Raw genomic sequence first — 22162 nt, forward strand, 5'->3', positions numbered from 1 at the left:
GGGTCGGTCGCCGTCCGGCGGTCGCCGCCTGGTCTGTCGTCGCCTAGTCTACGGAGCCCGGTGCGACCGGCAGCGCCGCCCATCCGCGCAGGGTGAGCCGGTCGCGGCGGACCGGTTCGCCGGCCAGCGCCATCCGCGGGAACCGGCGCAGCACGGCCGGCAACGCGACCTCCGCCTCCAGCCGGGCCAGCGGCGCGCCGAGGCAGTAGTGGATCCCGGCACCGAACGACAGCGGCGCGTTGCCGGACCGTCCGGGGTCGAACCGGTCGGGGTCGGCGAACCGCGCCGGGTCCCGGTTCGCGGCGCCCAGGAAGAGCATGATCTCACTGCCTTCCGGTACGGGCAGACCCGCGACCTCGGCATCCGCGCCGGCGAACCGCCCGGTCAGCTGCACCGGCGGGTCGAAACGCAGGATCTCCTCGACGTACGCGCCCACCGCCGCGGGATCCTCCCGCAACCGGGTCACGTGGGCCGGCCGGTCGAGCAGCAGCCGCAGCCCGTTGCCGAGCAGGTTGGTGGTCGTCTCGAACCCGGCGACCAGCAGCAGCGCCAGGTTGCCCATCAGCTCGCCCGCGGTCAGCTGGTCGCCGCCGGCGTCGTGGGCCGCGGCCAGGGCGGTGACCAGGTCGTCCCGGGGGTCCCGCCGCCGCACCTCGATGAGCGACGCGAAGTACTCCTCGAGCTCCCCGGCGGCCTCGTGCGCGGCGGCGGCCTGCGCCTCGGTCAGCTGCACCTCCAGCACGGCGGTCAACGCCTCGGCCAGCCGCCGGAACCGGCCCCGGTCGGCGGCGGGAACGCCGAGCAGCGCGCAGATGACCCCGATCGGCAACGGGTACGCGAGGTAGGTCATGAAGTCGACCACCCCGCCGTCGGCCCCCGCGGCCAGTTCGGCGACCGTCTCGTCCACCTGGGCGACGATGACGTCCCGCAGCCGAGCGACCCGCCGGGGCGTGAACACGCCGGAGGCGAGCCGCCGCATCCGCGTGTGGTTCGGCGGATTGTGCTTCAGCATCGAGTCCGCGAACAGCGCGACACCCTTGTTCCGCCGCCAGTCCGGCCAGTGCTGATCGAGCAGCCCGGAGTCGAAAACGATCATCCTCGGGTCGCGCAGCACGGCGTCGGCGGCGGCCCACCCGGTGACGAAGAACGCACCGTCGTGCCCGACGATCGGCCCGGCGGACCGCAGGGCGGCGTACGCCGGATAGGGGTCGAACCCGGCACCGGGCGAGAGCAGGGACCTGACGGCCGCGGCGGCATCCATCATCCGATTCTCACAGCAGCTGCGCCGGATCGATCTGCACCCGCACCGGCAGGGCGGCTTTCTTCGCGCTGCGCACCGCCGCACCCTCGTGCAGCGCCCGGGCCAGCGCGGCGGCCCGGCCCCGCGAGACCCGCACCAGCATCCGTTCCTGCTCCACCTCATCCCCGGGCTCACCGGCGGCGCGGACCGAGCCCGCGGGCACCGGCCCGAGCAGTTCGGCGCCCTCGGGCAGCCGGGACGCGGCGAGCAGCTCGGCGACCGCCTCAGCCCGCCCGGTCAGGCTCGCGAACCGGGCCGCGGGCGGGAAGCCCAGCTCACGCCGCTCGGCGAGCTCCCGGGCCGCGAACCAGCCCGGGTCCCAGCGCACCAGCGCCTGCACCGGCGCCAGCGAACCGTCGGCCACCACCACGACCCGTCCCCCCGCGGACGCCGGGCGGGCCAGCGCGGCGGCGGACAGCCACCGCCGCATCGTCTCCTCGGCCGCGCGCAGGTCGGCCCGGGTCAGCAGCGCCCACGTGTCGAGCAGCAGCACCGCGCCGTACCCACCCTCGGCGATCGGCTCGGCACCCGGCGTGGCCACCACCACCGCGGCGTCGCCGGGCACGACGTCCAGCACCTCGTCGCGGCCGGACGTGCGCACCGGCACGCCGGGAAAGGCCCGTCCCAGCTCCTCGGCCGTACGCCGCGCCCCGGTCACCGACGCCCGCAGCCGCTGCCCCCCGCAGGCGGGACAGGCGTAGGCCGCGGCGGCCCGCCCGCACCAGTGGCAGGCCGGCACGGACCGCGCCCCGGCCAGCCCGAGCGGCCCCGAACAGTGCGGGCACCGGGCCGGCGTGCGGCACTCGGCGCAGGCCACGGACGGCAGGTAGCCGCGCCGGGGCACCTGCACCAGCACCGGCGCCCCGCCCTGCAACGCCTGCCGCGCGGTCTGCCACGCCAGGCTCGGCAACCGCGCCGTGACCGCCCCGGGATCCCGCGCGAGCTGCCAGTCGTCCCCCGCCGGAGCGATCGCCGGACACCGCGCCCGCAACGTGTCCCGCCCCGCGATGATCTCCTTCGCCCACCCGGTCTCCAGAAGCAACTGCGCTTCCCCCGTACGAGCGAAGCCCCCCACAAGCGCAGCACACCCGGCCAGCTGTGCCCGGGTCAGCAGCACCTCCCGGGCGTGCGGATAGGGCGCCCGCGGCTCGGCGTGCAGATCGTCCCCGTCGTCCCAGATCACCACGAGCCCGACATCGGCGACGGGAGCGAACATCGCCGCCCGGGTCCCGGCGACCACCGAGACCCGATGCCGGCTCGCCGCCAGAAACCGCCGATACCGCTCGGAAGGCCCGGCGGCGGCATGCAGAGCAACATGCCGCCCCACCCCCAGCACCTTCCCCAGAGCCCGATCAACCCGCTCAAGATCCCGGGCGTCGGCCACCACCACCACGACACCCCGCCCACCCCGCACGGTCGCCGCCGCAGCCTCGGCGATCCGGGCAGGCCAGTCCTCCCCCGGCAGAGCCGACCACACGGCCCGGGCATCCCGCCCCCGCGCCAGCGCCCGCAGAAACGACACCCCGGCCGGATAAGCCCCCCACCCGTCGCCGTCCCCACCAGCCGGCGCCGTGTCTTCCAACCCCCCATCGCCGACCGCCCCGCCGATGATGACGCCGGGCCGAGCGGCGGACGGCCCGGGTCCGGCCGCGGGTCCGGCACCCCCGCCGTCGCCCGGACGTGCGAGGTGGCCGGACCCGGCAACAACACCGGCCGCGACCGCCACCGCGGACTCCAGCGTCGCGCCGCCCGCATCCGGCTCACCCGCCACGGCCGGCACGCCTGACGGAACCGGCCCACCCGACGCGGCCGACGGAACCGGCCCAGCCGACGCGGCCGACGGAACCGGCCCACCCGACGCGGCCGGCCCAGCCGATGCGGCCGACGCGGCGAGCTCACCTGGCACGGCCGACAGGACCGGCGTGGCCGAGGCGGCCGACGCGGCGAGCTCACCTGGCACGGCCGACAGGACCGGCGTGGCCGAGGCGGGTGAGGTGGCCGGCATGGCGGGCGTCGGGGGTGCCGCTTGGGCCTCGACGCGGGCGTGGCGGGGCGGGATCGCGAGGCGGAGCACGTCGGACAGGTTTCCGGCGTAACGGTCGGCGACCGCGCGGGCGAGGCGGGCGATCTCGGGATCCAGCACCCGCTCGGCGGAGACGACCTTCTCCAGGTAGGCGAGCTTGGCGTGGGCGCTGGTCTCCACGCGTTCGAGCAGGAAGCCGCCGACCAGCTGGCCGGCGAAGCGCACCTTGACCCGCACGCCGGGCTGGGCGGCCGCGTCGTCGGTGGCGGGCACGAGGTAGTCGAACGGCCGGTCGAGGTGCGGCAGCGCCACGTCGACGCAGACCCGTGCGACCGGCAGCGTCGCCGCCGGCTCCCTGTCCCTGCTCTTCCCCGTCACCCGCCCATTCTCCCGCCCGGGTACGACATCCCCCGCGAACCCTCACCACCGCCGAAACCCCACCGCCGCCGAACGGACTCCCGGCCACGGAACCAGCGCCAGAACCGGCAGACGAAGAACCGGCGCACAGACCGGCAAACGGAGAACCGGCGGACGAGCGGGCGGACGAACCAGCGCACGAACCGGCGGACGAGCCGGCGCACCAACCGGCCGACGAAGAACCGCCGGCGAAGAATCGGTTACGGAGCCGGCGGACGAGGAACCGGGCGGCGGACCGGGAGCCGAGGAACCGGGGGCAGCCGGATCGGTGGAGAGAGCGGCCGTCGACAGGCCCGGAGGCGGTGGAAACAGAGCGGGTGCCCCGGCCGTGGCCGGGGCACCCTTCTCGTGCGTCACAACGGCGGCGTCAGGCGGCCGCGTTCTTCAGGTCCTGGGCGCGGTCCGTGCTCTCCCAGAGGAGCTCCGGCACCTCGCGGCCGAAGTGGCCGTACGCCGCCGTCTGCTGGTAGATCGGGCGGAGCAGGTCGAGGTCGCGGATGATCGCGGCCGGGCGGAGGTCGAAGACCTCGTTGATGGCCTTCTCGATGCGCTCGACCGGGACGTTCTCGGTGCCGAACGTCTCGACGAACAGGGAGACCGGGTGGGCCTTGCCGATCGCGTACGCGACCTGGGTCTCGCAGCGCTCGGCCAGGCCGGCGGCGACCACGTTCTTGGCGACCCAGCGCATCGCGTACGCCGCCGAGCGGTCCACCTTGGACGGGTCCTTGCCGGAGAAGGCGCCGCCGCCGTGGCGGGCGTAGCCGCCGTACGTGTCGACGATGATCTTGCGGCCGGTCAGGCCGGCGTCGCCCATGGGGCCGCCGATCTCGAAGCGGCCGGTCGGGTTGACGAGCAGGCGGTAGCCGTCGGTCTCGAGGCCGAGGCCCTCGAGCTCGGGGGCGATGACGTGCTCGCGGACGTCGGGGGTCAGCAGCGACTCGAGCGAGATGTCCGCGGCGTGCTGGGAGGACACGACGACCGTGTCGAGGCGGACCGGGCGCAGGCCGTCGTACTCGATGGTGACCTGGGTCTTGCCGTCCGGGCGCAGGTAGGGGATGGTGCCGTCCTTGCGCGCGGCCGACAGGCGGCGGGCGAGGCGGTGCGCGAGCGCGATCGGCAGCGGCATCAGCTCGGGGGTCTCGGAGCAGGCGAAGCCGAACATCATGCCCTGGTCGCCGGCGCCCTGCGAGTCGAGGACGTGCTCCGAGTCACCGGACCGCAGCTCGATCGCGCTGTCGACGCCCTGGGCGATGTCGGGCGACTGCGAGCCGATCGAGACGCTGACGCCGCAGGACGCGCCGTCGAAGCCCTTCTTCGACGAGTCGTAGCCGATGCCGAGGATGGTCTCGCGCACGATGCTCGGGATGTCCGCGTACGCCTGGGTCGTCACCTCGCCGGCGACGTGCACCTGACCGGTTGTGATCAGCGTCTCCACCGCGACGCGGCTGCGCGGGTCCTGCGTCAGCAGGGCGTCGAGAATACCGTCGCTGATCTGGTCAGCGATCTTGTCCGGGTGGCCTTCCGTGACCGACTCGGAAGTGAACAGGCGGCGTGCCACGGTGCTCCTCAGATAGCGTCGAAGGTTCGTTCCGCGGCAGTGTAGTCACCGCCGCGGAGGGGGCGCAGGTGCGGCCTCACGCCGTCCCATCCTGCCTGGCCTGCGGCGCCAGGCGCGAGGTGACCTGGTCCCATATCGCATCCGCCACATCGTCTTTGGGGAGTTCCCCGAGCTCGGCGGTCGTGCCGTCGGCGCCCAGGATCGTCACCGTGTTGTGGTCGGCGCCGAAGACCAGGTCGGTGCCCACCTCGTTAACGACGATGAGGTCCGCGCGTTTCCGGGTGAGTTTGCCCCGGGCGTTCTCCAGCGCGTCGCGCGTCTCGGCGGCGAAGGCCACGAGCAGCTGACCTGGGCGTTTGGCGGCGCCGATCTCCGCGGCGATGTCCGGGTTGGTGACCAGCGCGAGCGTGGGCGCCGTACCGTCGCCGGATTTTTTGATCTTGTGGTCGGCGACGTCGGCGGGACGGAAGTCGGCGGGGGCGGCGGCCATCACGACGACGTCGGCGCCGGCGGCGGCCGCGACGGTGGCCTTGCGCAGCTCCTCGGTGGTGCCGACCGGCACCACGTCGGCCCCCGCGGGCGTGGGCAAAGTGACGTTCGCCGCAATCAGCGTGACCCGGGCACCGCGGGCCACCGCGGCACGGGCGAGGGCGTACCCCTGCTTGCCGGACGACCGGTTGCCCAGGAAGCGGACCGGGTCGAGCGGCTCGCGGGTGCCGCCGGCGGTGACGACGACGTGCCGGCCGGCGAGGTCGGTCTCCGCCGCGACACCCCGGCGCAGCACCCGCAGCGCGGTCGCGAAGATCGCGGCGGGGTCGGGCAGCCGCCCCTTGCCGGTGTCGGCGCCGGTCAGCCGGCCGACCGCGGGCTCGATGACGAGGTGGCCGCGCCCGCGCAGGGTGGCCACGTTGGCGCGGGTGGCGGCGTTCTCCCACATCTCGGTGTGCATCGCGGGCGCGAAGACTACCGGGCAGGTGGCCGTCAGCAGCGTGTTGGTCAGCAGGTCGTCGGCGAGGCCGTGGGCCGCCCTGGCGAGCAGGTCGGCGGTGGCCGGCGCGACCACGACCAGGTCGGCGTGCCGGCCGATGCGCACGTGCGGCACCTCGTGCACGTCGTCCCAGACCTCGGTGACGACGGGCCGGCCGGACAGCGCGGCCCAGGTGGGCTCGCCGACGAACTTCAGCGCCGAGGCGGTCGGCACGACCCGCACCCCGTGCCCGGACTCGGTGAACAACCGCAGCAGCTCGCAGGCCTTGTAGGCGGCGATCCCGCCGCAGACGCCCAGCACGACCTCGGTCATGAGCCACTCCCGTCGACGAAAAACCCGCGCCCGCAGAGCGGACGCGGGCGGTGGGACACCGGAGGCGTCAGGGCTGGTCGGTGGCCTCGGCCGTGAGCAGCCCGGCGTTGATCTCGCGCATCGCGATCGAGAGCGGCTTCTCCTGCGGCGTCGTCTCCACCAGGGGGCCGACGTACTCGAGCAGGCCCTCACCGAGCTGGCTGTAGTAGGCGTTGACCTGGCGGGCGCGCTTGGCCGCGAAGATCACCAGGGAGTACTTCGACGAGGTCTTGTCGAGCAGCTCGTCGATCGGCGGGTTGGTGATGCCTTCGGGGTTGGCGATGGTTCCCACGGAAAGAAATCCTCACGATTGGGGAGCTGAGCCTAGGGTTCGCCCGCTACGGCTCCGGCACCTGTGCCGGGGTCAGAAACGACGAACCGAGCAATCCTACCAGCTCATCGGCGGCCCGCTCGACGAAGTCGTTGACCACCGTACGGTCGAACTCCTTCTCGGCCGCGAGTTCGAGATCCGCGTGCTCGAGCCGGCGCCGGATCGTCTCCTCGTCGTCGGTGCCGCGCCCGATCAGCCGGCGCCGGAGCTCGTCGACGCTGGGCGGGGCGAGGAACACCAGTTGCGCGTCCGGCATCGAGGCGCGGACCTGGCGGGCGCCCTGGAGGTCGATCTTCAGCAGCACCGGCCGGCCCTGCGAGAGCCAGCCCTCGACCTGCGCCCGGGGCGTGCCGTAGAGGTTGCCGGCGAACTCGGCCCACTCGAGGAGCTGGTCGCCGTCGACGAGCCGCTGGAACTCCGAGCGGGTGACGAAGTGGTAATGCTCACCGTCGGTCTCGTAGTCGCGCTTCTTGCGGGTGGTCACCGACACCGACAGCTTGATCCATGGCGAGCGCGCCCGGATCAGCTCGATCACGCTGTCCTTGCCCACCCCCGAAGGGCCGGAGAGGACGGTGAGTCGGGCTGCCGGGCGCGCGTCGTCATCCATGCTCACATGGCTCATTCAACACGAGCCGGTGAGTCAGTTCGCAGCGAACTCCCCCAGGAGGGCCTTACGCTGCTGCTCGCCGAGGCCACGAAGGCGACGGCTGTCGGCGATCTTGAGCTTCTCCATGATCTGGGTAGCCCGGATCTTGCCGATGCCCGGCAGCGCCTGGAGCACGGCCGAGACCTTCAGCTTGCCGACGACGTCGTCGCCCTCGGCACGGTCGAGCACGGCGGCGAGGGTGGTCTTGCCCTGCTTGAGCTGATCCTTCAGCTCGGCCCGGGCCTTACGAATCTCCGCAGCCTTCTCCAGCGCGGCTGCACGCTGCTCGGGGCTCAGTGACGGGAGCGGCACCAGTTCTCCTCAGGTCCCTATCGCGCTGGTAGTTCAATACCGGCGCATCTGTGAAACGTGGTGTGCCAGGGAACCAAAGGGGCATGTGGTTCCCGGCGCCGGGAAAACTAGCGGTCAATGGCGCTTTCGGCAACGTGGGGGTACCCCTCACCCACGTGCGGCCGGGCCTGGTAAGCAGGCCGTTTCACCCGATCACGGCCCGGCAGGCGTCCGCCGCGCGGTCCGCCGCGGCCTGCAGAGAGACCCGATCCGGGCCGGCCGCGAGGACCTCGCGTGAGTACGACGGCAGCACGTTCCGCAGGCTCTCGCCGAAGATCGCTTTGAGTCCGGCGGGGTCTCCGCCCTGCGCCCCGAGGCCCGGAGCGAGCAGCGGCCCGTTGACCTCCGAGAGGTCGTGACCGGTCTCCCCGATGGTCGCTCCGACCACCAGACCGAAACTTCCGAGACCCTCCGCACCCCTGTTGAGCTGGGAAATCTCGTCGATCACGGTCTGCGCGACGGTCCTTCCGCCGGCCGTGCGGGCGTGCTGGATCCCCGGTCCTTCCGGATTGGACGTCAGCGCGAGGACGAACACACCGCCGCCGTGAGCGGTCGCCGCGTCGAATGCCGGGCGCAACGAGCCGACCCCGAGATAGGGACTGACAGTAATCGCGTCGGCACACAGAGAACTGTCCGGATCCAGGTAAGCGCCCGCGTAAGCGGCCATCGTGGAGCCGATGTCACCCCGCTTCACGTCGAGAAGCACCAGCACACCGGCCTCGCGTGACTGTCGGATAATTGACTCGAGGATGGCGACGCCACGTGACCCAAATCTCTCGAAGAAGGCCGACTGCGGCTTCAGTACGGCGACCCGATCGGCCAGTGCTTCGACGACCGTAAAGCTGAAGCGTTCCAGGCCGGCGACGTCGTCGGTCAGCCCCCACTTCGCCAGCAGGGCGGCGTGCGGATCGATGCCCACGCACAGCGGCCCCCTCGCGTCCGTGGCGGCCCGTAACCGCTGTCCGAAGGTCTCCATGGGGCGTTTCCCCTTTCGTGTCAGGCTGCGGACACCGCTGCGGCGATCCCGCTGGTAATGAGGGCGACGTCGGCGTCGCTCGCGACGTACGGCGGCATCGTGTAGATCAGGTTCCGGAACGGGCGCAGCCACACCCCGGCACCCACGGCGGCGGCGGTCGCGCCCGGCAGGTCGGCGTCGTGGTCGAGCTGCACCACGCCGATGGCACCCAGGACCCGGACGTCGGCGACCCCGGGAGCGCCCCTCAGCGGCTCCAGGCCGTCCCGGAGACCGCGTTCGATGCCCCGCACCCTCCCCCGCCAGTCCTGGGCCGTCAGGAGGCCGATGGAGGCGTTGGCGACGGCACAGGCGAGCGGGTTGCCCATGAACGTCGGCCCGTGCGCCAGGCCGCCCGCGCTGCCCGCGCTCACCGCGTCCGCCACCGCCGGCGTGCACAGGGTCGCGGCGAGCGTCAGATAGCCGCCGGTCAGCGCCTTGCCCAGGCACATGATGTCGGGCGTCACCCCGGCGTGCCCGGCGGCGAACAGCTCACCCGTACGCCCGAAGCCGGTCGCGATCTCGTCGAAGATCAGCAGCACGCCGTGCGCCCTCGTCACCTCCCGCAGCACGCGCAGGTACGCGGGATGGTGGAACCGCATCCCGCCCGCGCCCTGCACGACCGGCTCGACGATGACGGCCGCCAGCTCGTGCGCGTGCCGCGCGACGAGATCGGCCAGCCCGGCGGCGTACGCGTCGTCGTAGTCCACCGGCGGCACCCCGGCGAACAGCTGCTCGGGCAGCACCCCGGTCCAGAGCGAGTGCATCCCGCCGACCGGGTCGCACACGCTCATCGGGTGGAACGTGTCGCCGTGATAGCCGCCGCGCCACGTGGCGAGCCGGCGCCGGCCCGGAAACCCGCGGGCGAGCTGGGCCTGCATCGCCATCTTGATGGCCACCTCGACGCCGACCGAGCCGGAGTCGGCGAGGAACACGTGCTCGAGCCCGTCCGGGGTGAGTTCCACCAGGGTGCGGCAGAGCTCGACCGCCGGGGCGTGGGTGAGGCCGCCGAACATCACGTGGCTCATCCGGCCGGCCTGCTCGGCGAGCGCCGCGTCGAGCACCGGGTGCCGGTAGCCGTGGATCGCCGCCCACCACGAGGACATGCCGTCGACCAGCTCGCGGCCGTCGGCCAGGCGCAGGCGTACGCCCCGGGCGCTCTCGACCACCAGCGGCTCGGCCCGGCCGGGCATGGGCCCGTACGGATGCCAGACGTGTGCCCGGTCGAGGGCGAGCAGGTTCATCGGCGCGCCCTGGCCGCCGCCCTGACCAGTGCCGGGCCCCGGTAGATGAACCCGGTGTAGAGCTGGATCAGCGACGCGCCGGCGTCGAACATCCGGGCGGCGTCGTCGGCGTCCATGATCCCGCCCACGCCGATGATCGGCAGCCGGCCGCCGGTCTCCTGGTGGACGAAGTGGACGATCTTGCGGGCCCGCTCGGCCAGCGGCCGGCCGGACAGCCCGCCCGCCTCGCCGGCGCGCGGCCGGTCGGCCGCCGCCAGCCCGTCGCGGCCCAGCGTGGTGTTCGTGGCGATCACCCCGGCGGCGCCGTACGCGAGGCAGACCTCGAGCAGCTCGGCGATCGCGGGCTCGGCCAGGTCGGGGGCGATCTTGACCAGCACCGGCGTCTTGCCCACCAGCGCGCCGAGCAGCGCCGCGACGGCCGACTTGTCCTGCAACGTCCGCAGGCCCGGCGTGTTCGGCGAGGAGACGTTGACGGCGATGTAGTCCGCGTACGGGTGCAGCAGCTCGTACGAGGTCAGGTAGTCCTGGACGGCCTCCTCGAGCGGCGTCACCTTGGACTTGCCGAGCGAGATCCCGAGCGGGATCCCCAGCGGGCCCAGCGCCGCCAGGCGGGCGGCCAGCGCCGCCGCGCCCTCGTTGTTGAAGCCCATCCGGTTGATCACGGCCTCGCTGTCGCGCAGCCGGAACAGCCGGGGCCGGTCGTTGCCGGGCTGCGGCACGGCGGTGACCGTGCCGGCCTCGACGAAGCCGAAGCCGAGCGCGGGCCAGGCGGGCAGCGCGACGCCGTTCTTGTCCATCCCGGCGGCGAGCCCGACCGGGTTGGGGAAGCGCACGCCGAAGACCTCCACCGGGGCGTTCACCGCGTACCGGCGGCGCAGCAGGGAGCGGGTGCCGGCGCCGAGGCCGGCGAGGCGGTCCAGGGTGAACTCGTGCGCCTTCTCGGCGTCGCCGCCGCCCACCCGGAACAGCACCGGGCGGACGGCGGTCTCGAAGATGGTCACTCGCTCTCCCGCAGCGCCGCGTGCAGCTCCTGGAGCGGGCGTACGGACATGTCGCCGCGCATGAGCGCCTCGATGCCCATCACGGCCGCCGCGGCACCCGGCACCGTCGTGATGCTCGGGATGTCGTAGGTGACCGCCGCGCTGCGGATCTCGTAGCCGTCCGAGCGGGCACTGGCGCCCGAGCCCTGCGGGGTGTTGATGATCAGCGCGACCTCGCCGGCCCCGATCAGCGCCACCGCGTTGCGCCCCGGGCTCTCGAAGTGCTTGGGCACGATCTCGCACTCGATGCCGTGCCGGCGCAGCACCTCGCCGGTGCCCGCGGTGGTGACGATGGTGAAGCCCAGGTCGGCGAGGCGCTTGATCGGGAAGATCATCGAGCGCTTGTCCCGGTTGGCCACCGAAACGAAGACCTTGCCGCTGGTCGGCAGCGAACCGTACGCTGCCGCCTGCGACTTGGCGAACGCCGGGCCGAAGCCGGGGTCGATGCCCATGACCTCGCCGGTCGACTTCATCTCGGGCCCGAGCAGGCTGTCCACGCCCTTGCCGGCGGGAGTGCGGAACCGCTTGAACGGCAGCACCGCCTCCTTGACCGCGATCGGCGCGTGCGCCGGGGTCTCGCCGCCGTCGCGGCTGCGCAGCAGCACACCCTCCGCGCGCAGGTCCTCGATCGTGGCACCGAGCATGATCCGGGCCGCCGCCTTCGCCAGCGGCACCGCGGTCGCCTTGGAGACGAACGGCACCGTACGCGACGCGCGCGGGTTGGCCTCGAGCACGTAGAGGGTGTCGTCCTTGAGCGCGTACTGGACGTTGAGCAGGCCCCGCACCCCGACGCCGCGGGCGATCGCCTCGGTGTAGCGGCGCACCTCGGCCAGGTGCGAGCCGGCCAGGGTGACCGGCGGCAGCGTGCACGACGAGTCGCCGGAGTGGATGCCGGCCTCCTCGATGTGCTCCATGACGCCGCCGAGGTAGACCTCGCCGGTGGCGTCGCAGAGCGCGTCCACGTCGATCTCGATCGCGTCGTCGAGGAAGCTGTCGACGAGCACCGGGTGGTCCGGCGAGATCTCGGTGGCGCGGGCGATGTAGTCGGCGAGCGTGGGCTCGTCGTACACGATCTCCATGCCGCGCCCGCCGAGCACGTACGACGGCCGGACCAGGACCGGGTAGCCGATCTCGTCGGCGATGGCCTTGGCCTCCTCGAAGGAGGTGGCCGTGCCGTGCTCCGGCGAGCGCAGGCCGGCCCGGCCCAGCACCGCGCCGAAGGCACCGCGGTCCTCGGCCAGGTCGATGGACTCCGGCGAGGTGCCGACGATGGGCACCCCGGCCGCCTTGAGCCGCCGGGCCAGGCCGAGCGGGGTCTGCCCGCCGAGCTGCACGATCACGCCGACCACGCCGGGACCGCCGGCGGCCCGGCCGGAGGAGTCCTCGGAGTGGAAGACCTCCAGCACGTCCTCGAAGGTCAGCGGCTCGAAGTAGAGCCGGTCGGCGGTGTCGTAGTCGGTGGAGACGGTCTCCGGGTTGCAGTTGACCATGACGGTCTCGTACTCGCCCTTGAGCGCCATGACCGCGTGCACGCACGAGTAGTCGAACTCGATGCCCTGGCCGATCCGGTTCGGGCCGGAGCCCAGGATCAGCACCTTGGGCCGGTCCGACGGCGCGACCTCGGTCTCCTCGTCGTACGTCGAGTAGTGGTACGGCGTCTGCGCCTCGAACTCGGCCGCGCAGGTGTCCACGGTCTTGTAGACCGGCCGGATGCCGAGCCGGTGGCGCAGCGTTCGGACCCCGTCCTCGCCGGCCAGCTCGGGCCGCAGCGCGGCGAGCTGGCGGTCGGACAGCCCGCTGCGCTTCGCGCGGCGCAGCAGCGCCTCGTCGAGCACCGGCGCGGCCAGGATCTCGTCGCGCAGGTCCACGAGGGCCTTGATCTCGTCCAGGAACCACGGGTCGATCCGGCCGCTGGCCTCGTGCACCTGCTCGACGCTCGCGCCGAGGCGCAGCGCGGCCTCCACGGTGTAGAGGCGCCCGTCGTGCGGCACCCGCAGCGCCGCCAGGGCCTCGTCGCGGTCGGTGAAGGTGGGCGCCGTCCAGAAGCCGGCGGCCTTCGTCTCCATCGAGCGCATCGCCTTGTTGAGCGCCTCGGCGAAGTTGCGGCCCAGGCTCATCGCCTCGCCGACCGACTTCATCGTGGTGGTCAGCTCGGGGTCGGCGCCGGGGAACTTCTCGAAGGCGAACCGCGGGATCTTCACGACCACGTAGTCCAGCGCCGGCTCGAACGCGGCCGGCGTCTTCAGCGTGATGTCGTTCGGGATCTCGTCGAGCGTGTAGCCGATGGCCAGCTTCGCGGCGATCTTCGCGATCGGGAAGCCGGTGGCCTTCGACGCGAGCGCCGACGAGCGGGACACCCGGGGGTTCATCTCGATGACGACCAGGCGGCCGTTGTCCGGGTTGATCGCGAACTGGATGTTGCAGCCGCCGGTGTCGACGCCGACCTCCCGCAGCACCGCGATGCCCAGGTCGCGCAGGCGCTGGTACTCGCGGTCGGTGAGGGTCATCGCCGGCGCCACGGTGACGCTGTCGCCGGTGTGCACGCCCATCGGGTCGACGTTCTCGATCGAACAGACCACCACGACGTTGTCGTTCCTGTCGCGCATCAGCTCGAGCTCGTACTCCTTCCAGCCGAGCACGCTCTCCTCGATGAGCACCTCGTGCACCGGGGAGGCGGCCAGGCCGGCGCCCGCGATCCGCTCGAGGTCCGCGTCGCTGTGCGCCATGCCGGAGCCGAGGCCGCCCATGGTGAACGACGGCCGGATGACCACCGGCAGACCCAGCTCGGCGACGGTGGCCCGCACCTCGTCCATCGAGTGGCAGACGCGGCTGCGCGGGGTCTCGCCGCCGGCCTTCGCGACGATGTCCTTGAACAGCTGCCGGTCCTCGCCGCGGCGGATCGCGTCGATGTTGGCGCCGATCAGCTCGACGCCGTACTTGTCCAGCACGCCGTTCTCGTGCAGGGCGACCGCCGTGTTCAGCGCGGTCTGCCCGCCCAGCGTCGGCAGGATCGCGTCGGGGCGCTCGCGGGCGATGACCAGCTCGACGAACTCCGGGGTGATCGGCTCGACGTACGTGGCGTCGGCGAACTCCGGGTCCGTCATGATCGTCGCGGGGTTGGAGTTGACCAGGGAGACGCGCAGCCCCTCGGCGCGCAGGACCCGGCAGGCCTGGGTGCCCGAGTAGTCGAACTCGCAGGCCTGGCCGATGACGATCGGGCCGGAGCCGATCACCATCACGTGCTGCAGATCGGTGCGCTTCGGCATCAGGCCTCCACCTTCTCGACGAGCTCCACGAACCGGTCGAACAGGTAGTCCGCATCGTGCGGGCCCGCGGCCGCCTCGGGGTGGTACTGGACGGTGAACGCGGGCACCTCGAGCGCCCGCAAGCCCTCGACCACGTTGTCGTTCAGGCAGACATGGGAGACCTCGACGCCGCCGAAGTCCGTGTCGATCACGGTGTTGAGCGGCGCGTCGACCGCGAACCCGTGGTTGTGGCTGGTCACCTCGACCTTGCCGGTGGTCCGGTCGAGCACCGGCTGGTTGATGCCGCGGTGGCCGTACCCCAGCTTGTAGGTGCCGAAGCCGAGCGCCCGGCCCAGGATCTGGCTGCCGAAGCAGATGCCGAACAGCGGCACCCGGCGGCTCAGCACCGCGCGGGCCAGCGCGACCGGCCCGTCCGCCGTGGCCGGGTCGCCCGGACCCGGGGAGAGGAACACCGCGTCCGGGCTCACCGCCAGCAGGTCCTCGAGGGAGGACGTGGCCGGGAAGACGTGCGTGGTGACGCCGCGCTCGGCCAGCCGGCGCGACACGTTGCGCTTGATGCCCAGGTCGAGGGCGGCGACCGTGTACCGGTGCTCGCCGACGGCCTCGACGGTGTAGCGCCCGGCCGTGGTGACCTCGGCGGACAGGTCCGCGCCGGCCATCTCCGGCGCCGCCCTGACCCGGGTCAGCAGCGACGCCGGGTCGAGGTCGACGGTCGAGACGCCGACCCGCATGGCGCCGCGCGAGCGCAGGTGCCGGGTCAGGGCGCGGGTGTCGACGCCGCTGATGCCGACCACGCCCTCGGCGGCCAGGCGCTCGCCCAGGTCGCCGGTGGCGCGCCAGTTCGAGGGGCGCCGGGCCGGGTCGCGGACCACGTAGCCGGCGACCCAGATCCGGCCGGACTCGTCGTCCTCGTCGTTGACGCCGGTGTTGCCGATCTGCGGCGCCGTCTGCACGACGACCTGCCGGTGGTACGACGGATCGGTCAGCGTCTCCTGGTAACCGGTCATGCCGGTGGTGAACACGGCCTCGCCGAAGGTCTCCCCCTCGGCGCCGTAGGAACTCCCGTGGAACGTGCGCCCGTCCTCGAGCACAAGAATCGCTGGTCTGGTCATTTGACGGCCTTCCCGTCCAGGACTGTCGGCTCTCCCCGGAGGAAGGTCGCGACGATGCGACCCGGCAGGGTGGTGCCCGCGTACGGTGTGTTGCGGCTGCGGCTCGCCAGCCCGGCCGGGTCGACGACCCGGCGGGCGGACGGGTCCACCAGCGTGAGGTTGGCCGGCGTGCCGGCGCTGAGGTCGGTGCCGTGCCCGGCGAGGCCGGCGATCCGGGCGGGCGCCCGGGACATCCGCTCGGCGATCAGCTCCCACTGCTCACCGAGCACGCTCAGGACGACCGGCAGGGCCGTTTCCAGGCCCACCATGCCGGGACGCGCGTACGCCCACTCGCACTCCTTGTCCTCCACGGCGTGCGGTGCGTGGTCGGTGGCGACGATGTCGATCACGCCCTCGACCAGGGCCTCGCGCAGCGCGGTGACGTCGGACGCCGTCCGCAGCGGCGGGTTGACCTTGAACACCGGGTCGTAGGAGGCGGCCAGCTCGTCGGTGAGCAGCAGGTGGTGCGGGGTGACCTCGGCGGTGACGCGTACGCCCCGGGCCTTGGCGTGGCGCAGCACCTCGACCGACCCGGCCGTCGACACGTGGCAGACGTGCAGGCGGCTGCCGACGTGCTCGGCGAGCAGCACGTCGCGGGCGATGATCGCCTCCTCGGCGACCGCGGGCCAGCCGGTCAGGCCCAGCCGGGTGGAGACCTCGCCCTCGTGCATCTGGGCGCCCTCGGTGAGCCGCGGCTCCTCGGCGTGCTGGGCGATGATGCCGTCGAACGCCTTCACGTACTCCAGCGCGCGGCGCATCAGGCGCGGGTCGGCGACGCAGTGACCGTCGTCGGAGAAGATCCGTACGCCGGCCGCCGAGGTGGCCATCGCGCCCAGCTCGGCCAGCTGCCTGCCGGCCAGGCCGACGGTGACCGCCCCGATCGGCAGCACGTCGACCAGGCCCGCCTCGCGGCCGAGCCGCCACACCTGCTCGACGACGCCGGCGGTGTCCGCGACCGGGGAGGTGTTGGCCATCGCGAAGACGGCGGTGTAGCCGCCGAGCGCCGCGGCCCGCGAGCCGGTCTCGACCGTCTCGGCGTCCTCGCGGCCCGGCTCGCGCAGGTGGGTGTGCAGGTCGACCAGGCCGGGCAGGGCGACCAGGCCGTCCGCGTCGATCGTCTCGTCCGCCGTGCCGCCGCCGTCGGCGACCACCCCGTCGCGGATCAGCAGATCGGTGCGGTCACCGCCCAGGACCGAGACACCCTTGATCAGGTACGAGCTGGTCACGCTTTTCCTCCGAGCAGCAGGTAGAGAACGGCCATCCGGGCGCTGACGCCGTTGGCGACCTGTTCGACGATCGTGGAGCGCGACGAGTCGGCCACCTCGGGTGCGATCTCCATGCCCCGGTTCATCGGCCCCGGGTGCATGACGATGGCGTGCTCCGGCAGCTTGCGCATGCGCGGCACGTCGAGCCCGTAGCGGCGGCTGTACTCGCGCGCCGAGGGGAAGTACGAGTCCTGCATCCGCTCGGTCTGCACCCGCAACATCATGACCACGTCAGTGCCCGCGAGGACGCTGTCCAGGTCGTAGGACACCCCCGTCCGATTTTCTTTCGGTTTTCCGCCGCGGGAAGGCTCAGTTCCGGGCGAGAGCGCGGCGGCGATGTCGACCGGGATCAGGGTCGGCGGGCCGACCAGGGTCACCTTCGCCCCGAGGGTGGTGAGCAGCAGGACGTTGGAACGGGCGACGCGGCTGTGCAGGACGTCACCCACGATCGCCACGTTCAGGCCGTCGATCCTCCCGAGCCTCGACCGCATCGTGTACGCGTCCAGCAGCGCCTGCGTCGGGTGCTCGTGGGTGCCGTCGCCGGCGTTGACCACCGAACCGTCCACCCACGACGCGAGCCGGTGCGGGGCGCCGGAGGCCGGGTGCCGGATCACGACCGCGTCGGCGCCCATCGCCTGCAGGGTCAGCGCCGTGTCCTTGAGGCTCTCGCCCTTCGAGACGCTGGAGCCCTTCGCCGAGAAGTTGATGACGTCGGCGGAGAGCCGCTTGGCCGCGGCCTCGAACGAGATCCGGGTACGCGTGGAGTCCTCGTAGAAGAGGTTGACCACCGTACGGCCGCGCAGGGTCGGCAGCTTCTTCACCTCGCGGCCGGCCAGGGCGGCCATCTCGGCGGCGGTGTCCAGGATCAGCGTGGCGGTGCCGGCGTCCAGGTCCGCCGCCGAACGCAGGTGCTTGATCATGCGGCTCCTCCGTACAGCTTGACCTCGTCGGCGCCGTCGTCGGTCTCGGCGAGCGACACGCGCACCTTCTCGGCGAGCGCGGTGGGGATGTTCTTGCCGACGTAGTCGGCGCGGATCGGCAGCTCGCGGTGCCCGCGGTCGACCAGGACGGCGAGCTGCACCGAGCTGGGCCGGCCGACGTCGCTGAGGGCGTCCAGCGCCGCCCGGACGGTGCGCCCGGAGAACAGCACGTCGTCGACGAGGATCACCCGCCGCCCGTCGAGGCCACCGCCGGGGATGTCGGTCTTGCCGAGCGCCCGGGTGGCGTGCAGCCGCAGGTCGTCGCGGTAGAGCGTGATGTCGAGCGCGCCCACCGGGATGTCGATGCCCTCGAAGGCGTGGATCCGGGCGGCGAGGCGGCGGGCGAGCGGTACGCCGCGCGTCGGGATGCCGAGCAGGACGGTGTCCCGGGCGCCGGACGTCTTCTCGAGGATCTGGTGGGCGATCCGGTCGACGACCCGCTGAAGGTCGGACCCCGAAAGAATGATCTTGGTGGAACCGGTGTCGGCGCGTGGATATGCCACGGCGGACCTCCTTCCCCGCCTCACGGGACGGGTCGTTAAAGGACGTCTGGTGTACGGCCGGCGGGCACCCTGGCCAGGGCGGCTCGACGGCTGACGCTACGTTACCAGCGGCCGCGGCGATGACCATGGTGACCTGGCTGACCCACGGACCAGACGGGCGAATGCGGGCAAGTCTCCCCCGCGCCCGGCGACTCATCGGTAACCGACACTTGACCCGGGCTGGCAAACTCCGTACCGTCACGCAGCGTAGCGATCCGGAGGAAGAACCCTCCGGGCCAGCACAGTACTGGAGTGTCCGAATGCCGTCTGAGTACGCCAAGTCGCTGGGCGCCCGCCTGCGGTCCATCCGCCAGCAGCAGGGGCTGTCCCTGCAGGGCGTGGAAGAGAAGTCGAACGGCCGGTGGAAGGCCGTGGTGGTGGGTTCGTACGAGCGTGGCGACCGTGCCGTCACCGTCTCGCGACTGGCCGAACTGGCCGACTTCTACCGCGTGCCCGTCTCGGAGCTGCTGCCCGACGGCAGCGGCGTCCGGCTCGAGGCCACCAACAAGATCGTGCTGGACCTGGAGAAGCTGTACGACGCGGCCGGCGAGGACCTGGCCTACGTCGCCCGCTACGCCCGGGCCATCCAGCAGCAGCGCGGTGACTACAACGGGCGCGTGCTGTCGATCCGCGCGGACGACCTGCGCGCGCTCGCGATCGTGTACGACATCTCGCCGTCGGGCCTCATCGAGCGCCTGACCGAGGCCGGCGTCCTGGTCGCGGACCCCCGCGCCTTCTTCGCCAGCTGAACCCGCTCCACGGCGAGGGACCCACACCCGTGGGTCCCTCTTTGCCTTTTCCGGGCCGCCGCTGCCTTTGCTGGGCCCGCCGTCGCCTTTTCCGGGCCGGCCGCCGAGGCATCCGGTCGCTCACCGCAGTCAGATCAACAGTGACCGCAGGTGACCGGGCTGCCCGTGCACCGGGGTTCCGGGTGACCACTCACGCAGAATGAAGGGCCAGGGCCGGCGTCAGCTGGGCCCCGGCCCGGCCTCGACGGGAGTTGCGGTCCGCACCACCCACGAAGCTACGACATCAAGCTCTTGACCTTGATCTCGTTCCTACCGCGTGGCGAACTCCGCGATCCGGCCGAGGATGCCGTTGAGGAAGCGGGGGCTGTCGTCCGTGGACATCTGCTTCGCCAGCTCGACGGCCTCGGTGATCGCGACCGGGTCGTCGATCTCGGGCAGGTAGAGCAGCTCGTAGACGGCGATGCGGGCGAGGTTGCGGTCGACGACCGGCATGCGCTCCAGGGTCCAGCCCTCGGCGTAGCTGGAGATCAGCTCGTCGATCCGGTCGAGGTGCTTGGCCACGCCCTCGACCAGGCCGACCGTGTAGTCCAGGTGGTCCGGGTGGGGCTTGGCGATCCGCTCCAGGTAGGTGGCGAGCACCTGGTTCGGCGGCAGATCGCGCAGGTCGGCCTCGTAGAGGACGTCGAGCGCACGCTTGCGCGCCTTGCGGCGCGCCGGCATCTGCGTCTTGGGGCCCTCGGCCATCAGCTGCGGCCGAGGTAACGGCCGTCGCGGGTGTCGACCTTGATCTTCTCGCCGGTGGTGATGAAGAGCGGCACCTGCACGGTGGCGCCGGTCTCGACGGTGGCCGGCTTGGTGCCGCCGGTCGAGCGGTCGCCCTGCAGGCCCGGCTCGGTGTAGGTGACCTCGAGGAAGACGCTGGTGGGCAGCTCGATGTAGAGCGGGACGCCCTCGTGGGTGGCGACCGTCGCCTCGGCCTCGGGCAGCAGGTAGTTGGCGGCCTCGCCGACCGTGCCGCCGGGCACCGAGATCTGGTCGAAGGTGTCCAGGTCCATGAAGACGTAGTCCTCACCGTCCAGGTACAGGTACTGCATGGTGCGCTTGTCGACCGTCGCGGTGTCGACCTTGGTGCCGGCGTTGAAGGTCTTGTCCACCACCTTGCCGGAGAGGACGTTCTTGAGCGTGGTGCGCACGAACGCCCCACCCTTGCCCGGCTTGACGTGCTGGAACTCGACCACGGCCCACAGTTCGCCGTCGAGGTTGAGCACGAGGCCGTTCTTCAGGTCGTTGGTGGAAGCCATGTCCTGCCTTGTTCTTGATACGTGGAGGTGACCGGTGGAGTTTACCGGCGTATGGGGTCAGCGGGCGAACCGGGTCAATGCCGTCCCGCCACGTGGTGCAGGGCTAGCCGGTAGCCGTCGACGCCCAGGCCGGCGATCACCCCGGTGGCGACCGCCGAGACCACCGAGTGGTGCCGGAACTCCTCGCGGGCGTGGATGTTGGAGATGTGCACCTCGACCAGGGGCGCGCGCAGCATCGCGCAGGCGTCGCGGACCGCGTACGAGTAATGCGACCACGCGCCCGGGTTGAGCACCACCGGCGCCTGCTCGTCGGCGGCCGCGTGCAGCCAGCCGAGCATCTCGTGCTCGGCGTCGGTCTGCCGCACCACCACGTCCAGGCCCAGCTCCTTGCCGGTCCGCTCGCACAGGGTCACGAGGCCGGCGTACGAGGTGACGCCGTAGACGTCGACCTGGCGGGTGCCGAGCCGGCCCAGGTTCGGCCCGTTGAGCACGTAGACCCGGCTCACGACGCGACCGCCGCATACGCCCGGGCCAGCACCGACTCGTCGGAGACGGTGAGGATGCCGGGCCGGGCGAGGCCGTCCAGCACCACGAAGCGCAGGGTGTCCGCGCGGGCCTTCTTGTCGACGCGCATCGCCGCCAGCAGGTCGTCCCAGGCGTCGGCCCGGTACGCCACCGGCAGCCCCAGCAGCGACAGCACGGCGCGGTGCCGCCCGGCGGTGGCGTCGTCGAGCCGGCCGGTGAGACGGCCCAGCTCGGCGGCGTAGATCAGGCCGACCGCGACCGCGTGACCGTGCCTCCACGCGTACCGCTCGTTCTTCTCGATGGCGTGACCCAGCGTGTGGCCGTAGTTGAGGATCTCGCGCAGCCCCGACTCGCGCAGGTCGGTGCCGACGACGTGCGCCTTGACCCGGACCGCCCGCTCGACCAGCTCGCGCAGCACGGCGCCGCGCGGGTCGGCCGCCGCCGCCGGGTCGCCCTCGACCAGGTCCAGGATCGCGGGGTCGGCGATGAAGCCGCACTTGACCACCTCGGCGAGCCCGGCGACCAGGTCGTCGTGCGGCAGCGTGGCGAGCAGGCCGAGGTCGCAGAGCACGCCGGCCGGCGGGTGGAAGGCGCCGACCAGGTTCTTGCCCGCGGCGGTGTTGATGCCGGTCTTGCCGCCGACCGCCGCGTCGACCATGCCGAGCAGCGAGGACGACACCGGCACCCAGCGCACCCCGCGCAGCCAGCCGGCCGCGACGAAACCGGCGAGGTCGGTGACCGCTCCCCCGCCGACACCCACCACGGCATCCGTACGGGTGAAGCCGGCCGCGCCCAGCTCGTCCCAGCAGCGGGCGGCCACCTCGACGGTCTTGCCGGCCTCGGCGTCGGGCACCTCGATCGGCAGCGGGCGCACGCCGGCCGCCTCGAGCGCGTCGGCGACCGCCTCGGCGCGTTGCTTCAGCGGCGGGGCGTGCAGGACGGCGACGCGCACGGCGCCGTCGAGCAGGCCGGGCAGCGCGTCGAGCAGACCGGCGCCGACCAGCACGTCGTACGGCCGCTCGCCGGGCACGGGGATTCGGGTCACGTCGTCCATCGGCTCCGATGCTAGTGCCGCCGACATGGGGTTATAGACAGCTAACCCCATCCGGGGTTACATGTGGC

The 22162-nt window shown here is 72.4% G+C and carries 20 protein-coding genes; 1 reads left to right on the forward strand and 19 read right to left on the reverse strand.

The window, feature by feature from the left end:
- Positions 1-43 precede the first annotated feature (43 nt).
- The 15 genes from CLV70_RS21310 to pyrR form a co-directional block, all read right to left on the reverse strand.
- On the reverse strand, positions 44-1261 hold the full coding sequence (locus tag CLV70_RS21310) for a cytochrome P450 (RefSeq protein WP_106128548.1): 1218 nt from the start codon (positions 1259-1261) through the stop codon (positions 44-46).
- 10 nt (positions 1262-1271) lie between these two features.
- Positions 1272-3701, reverse strand: coding sequence for a primosomal protein N' (locus CLV70_RS21315; RefSeq protein WP_245908373.1), 2430 nt, complete (start codon positions 3699-3701; stop codon positions 1272-1274).
- A gap of 406 nt (positions 3702-4107) precedes the next feature.
- Entirely contained in the window at positions 4108-5298 is a 1191-nt protein-coding gene (gene metK, locus CLV70_RS21320) for a methionine adenosyltransferase (protein WP_106128307.1), read from the reverse strand.
- A 76-nt stretch (positions 5299-5374) separates the two neighbouring features.
- Positions 5375-6598 carry a bifunctional phosphopantothenoylcysteine decarboxylase/phosphopantothenate--cysteine ligase CoaBC gene (gene coaBC, locus CLV70_RS21325; protein WP_106128308.1) on the reverse strand — a complete coding sequence of 408 codons (1224 nt, stop codon included), beginning with the start codon at positions 6596-6598 and terminating at the stop codon, positions 5375-5377.
- 67 nt (positions 6599-6665) lie between these two features.
- A complete protein-coding gene (rpoZ, locus tag CLV70_RS21330; protein ID WP_071807772.1) occupies positions 6666-6929 on the reverse strand; it encodes a DNA-directed RNA polymerase subunit omega in 264 nt (87 codons plus the stop codon).
- Between the two features lie 46 nt (positions 6930-6975).
- A complete protein-coding gene (gene gmk / locus CLV70_RS21335; protein ID WP_106128309.1) occupies positions 6976-7575 on the reverse strand; it encodes a guanylate kinase in 600 nt (199 codons plus the stop codon).
- 33 nt (positions 7576-7608) lie between these two features.
- Positions 7609-7926 (reverse strand): integration host factor, actinobacterial type, encoded by a 318-nt coding sequence (mihF, locus tag CLV70_RS21340; RefSeq protein WP_023560715.1) that lies wholly within the window; start codon positions 7924-7926, stop codon positions 7609-7611.
- Positions 7927-8110: 184 nt separating this feature from the next.
- The gene (gene pyrF, locus CLV70_RS21345) at positions 8111-8941 is read right to left on the reverse strand and encodes an orotidine-5'-phosphate decarboxylase (RefSeq protein WP_106128310.1); all 831 of its coding nucleotides are present in this window, start codon (positions 8939-8941) and stop codon (positions 8111-8113) included.
- A 20-nt stretch (positions 8942-8961) separates the two neighbouring features.
- Positions 8962-10221, reverse strand: coding sequence for an adenosylmethionine--8-amino-7-oxononanoate transaminase (locus CLV70_RS21350; protein WP_106128311.1), 1260 nt, complete (start codon positions 10219-10221; stop codon positions 8962-8964).
- Positions 10218-11222: a quinone-dependent dihydroorotate dehydrogenase gene (locus CLV70_RS21355; protein WP_106128312.1), complete on the reverse strand. Its 1005-nt coding sequence runs from the start codon at positions 11220-11222 to the stop codon at positions 10218-10220. Before CLV70_RS21355 ends, CLV70_RS21350 begins: the two co-directional genes overlap by 4 nt.
- The gene (carB, locus tag CLV70_RS21360; RefSeq protein WP_106128313.1) at positions 11219-14527 is read right to left on the reverse strand and encodes a carbamoyl-phosphate synthase large subunit; all 3309 of its coding nucleotides are present in this window, start codon (positions 14525-14527) and stop codon (positions 11219-11221) included. Before carB ends, CLV70_RS21355 begins: the two co-directional genes overlap by 4 nt.
- Positions 14527-15639, reverse strand: a complete 1113-nt coding sequence (gene carA / locus CLV70_RS21365; protein ID WP_106128314.1) for a glutamine-hydrolyzing carbamoyl-phosphate synthase small subunit — start codon at positions 15637-15639, stop codon at positions 14527-14529. Before carA ends, carB begins: the two co-directional genes overlap by 1 nt.
- Positions 15636-16904: a dihydroorotase gene (locus tag CLV70_RS21370; protein WP_106128315.1), complete on the reverse strand. Its 1269-nt coding sequence runs from the start codon at positions 16902-16904 to the stop codon at positions 15636-15638. The genes carA and CLV70_RS21370 overlap by 4 nt, the downstream gene beginning before the upstream one ends.
- Complete coding sequence (locus tag CLV70_RS21375; protein ID WP_106128316.1) at positions 16901-17863, reverse strand: aspartate carbamoyltransferase catalytic subunit; 963 nt, start codon at positions 17861-17863, stop codon at positions 16901-16903. Before CLV70_RS21375 ends, CLV70_RS21370 begins: the two co-directional genes overlap by 4 nt.
- Positions 17860-18426 (reverse strand): bifunctional pyr operon transcriptional regulator/uracil phosphoribosyltransferase PyrR, encoded by a 567-nt coding sequence (gene pyrR, locus CLV70_RS21380; RefSeq protein ID WP_106128317.1) that lies wholly within the window; start codon positions 18424-18426, stop codon positions 17860-17862. The genes CLV70_RS21375 and pyrR overlap by 4 nt, the downstream gene beginning before the upstream one ends.
- Positions 18427-18725: 299 nt before the next feature.
- On the opposite strand from pyrR, the gene bldD reads away from it, so the two are divergent.
- A complete protein-coding gene (gene bldD / locus CLV70_RS21385) occupies positions 18726-19214 on the forward strand; it encodes a transcriptional regulator BldD (protein WP_071807762.1) in 489 nt (162 codons plus the stop codon).
- Between the two features lie 309 nt (positions 19215-19523).
- Here the strand turns inward: bldD and nusB are convergent, their stop codons facing one another.
- The 4 genes from nusB to aroB all read right to left on the reverse strand — a co-directional run bounded on the left by nusB (position 19524) and on the right by aroB (position 22094).
- Positions 19524-19934: a transcription antitermination factor NusB gene (gene nusB, locus CLV70_RS21390; protein WP_211303838.1), complete on the reverse strand. Its 411-nt coding sequence runs from the start codon at positions 19932-19934 to the stop codon at positions 19524-19526.
- A gap of 23 nt (positions 19935-19957) precedes the next feature.
- Complete coding sequence (efp, locus tag CLV70_RS21395) at positions 19958-20515, reverse strand: elongation factor P (protein ID WP_106128319.1); 558 nt, start codon at positions 20513-20515, stop codon at positions 19958-19960.
- Between the two features lie 74 nt (positions 20516-20589).
- Positions 20590-21021: a type II 3-dehydroquinate dehydratase gene (gene aroQ, locus CLV70_RS21400; protein WP_106128320.1), complete on the reverse strand. Its 432-nt coding sequence runs from the start codon at positions 21019-21021 to the stop codon at positions 20590-20592.
- Positions 21018-22094 carry a 3-dehydroquinate synthase gene (gene aroB / locus CLV70_RS21405; RefSeq protein WP_106128321.1) on the reverse strand — a complete coding sequence of 359 codons (1077 nt, stop codon included), beginning with the start codon at positions 22092-22094 and terminating at the stop codon, positions 21018-21020. Before aroB ends, aroQ begins: the two co-directional genes overlap by 4 nt.
- Between the last annotated feature and the right edge of the window lie 68 nt (positions 22095-22162).

It is taken from the genome of Pseudosporangium ferrugineum (genome assembly GCF_003002065.1).
GTDB classification, from domain to species: Bacteria; Actinomycetota; Actinomycetes; order Mycobacteriales; family Micromonosporaceae; genus Actinoplanes; species Actinoplanes ferrugineus_A.

Excerpts from the sequence above, each read along its gene's own strand:
- CLV70_RS21310 (WP_106128548.1), bottom strand. The coding sequence starts at position 1,261 with ATGGATGCCGCCGCGGCCGTCAGGTCCCTGCTCTCGCCCGGTGCCGGG.
- coaBC (WP_106128308.1), bottom strand. The coding sequence starts at position 6,598 with ATGACCGAGGTCGTGCTGGGCGTCTGCGGCGGGATCGCCGCCTACAAG.
- gmk (WP_106128309.1), bottom strand. The coding sequence starts at position 7,575 with ATGGATGACGACGCGCGCCCGGCAGCCCGACTCACCGTCCTCTCCGGC.
- pyrF (WP_106128310.1), bottom strand. The coding sequence starts at position 8,941 with ATGGAGACCTTCGGACAGCGGTTACGGGCCGCCACGGACGCGAGGGGG.
- CLV70_RS21350 (WP_106128311.1), bottom strand. The coding sequence starts at position 10,221 with ATGAACCTGCTCGCCCTCGACCGGGCACACGTCTGGCATCCGTACGGG.
- carB (WP_106128313.1), bottom strand. The coding sequence starts at position 14,527 with ATGCCGAAGCGCACCGATCTGCAGCACGTGATGGTGATCGGCTCCGGC.
- carA (WP_106128314.1), bottom strand. The coding sequence starts at position 15,639 with ATGACCAGACCAGCGATTCTTGTGCTCGAGGACGGGCGCACGTTCCAC.
- CLV70_RS21375 (WP_106128316.1), bottom strand. The coding sequence starts at position 17,863 with ATGATCAAGCACCTGCGTTCGGCGGCGGACCTGGACGCCGGCACCGCC.
- bldD (WP_071807762.1), top strand. The coding sequence starts at position 18,726 with ATGCCGTCTGAGTACGCCAAGTCGCTGGGCGCCCGCCTGCGGTCCATC.
- nusB (WP_211303838.1), bottom strand. The coding sequence starts at position 19,934 with ATGCCGGCGCGCCGCAAGGCGCGCAAGCGTGCGCTCGACGTCCTCTAC.
- efp (WP_106128319.1), bottom strand. The coding sequence starts at position 20,515 with ATGGCTTCCACCAACGACCTGAAGAACGGCCTCGTGCTCAACCTCGAC.
- aroB (WP_106128321.1), bottom strand. The coding sequence starts at position 22,094 with ATGGACGACGTGACCCGAATCCCCGTGCCCGGCGAGCGGCCGTACGAC.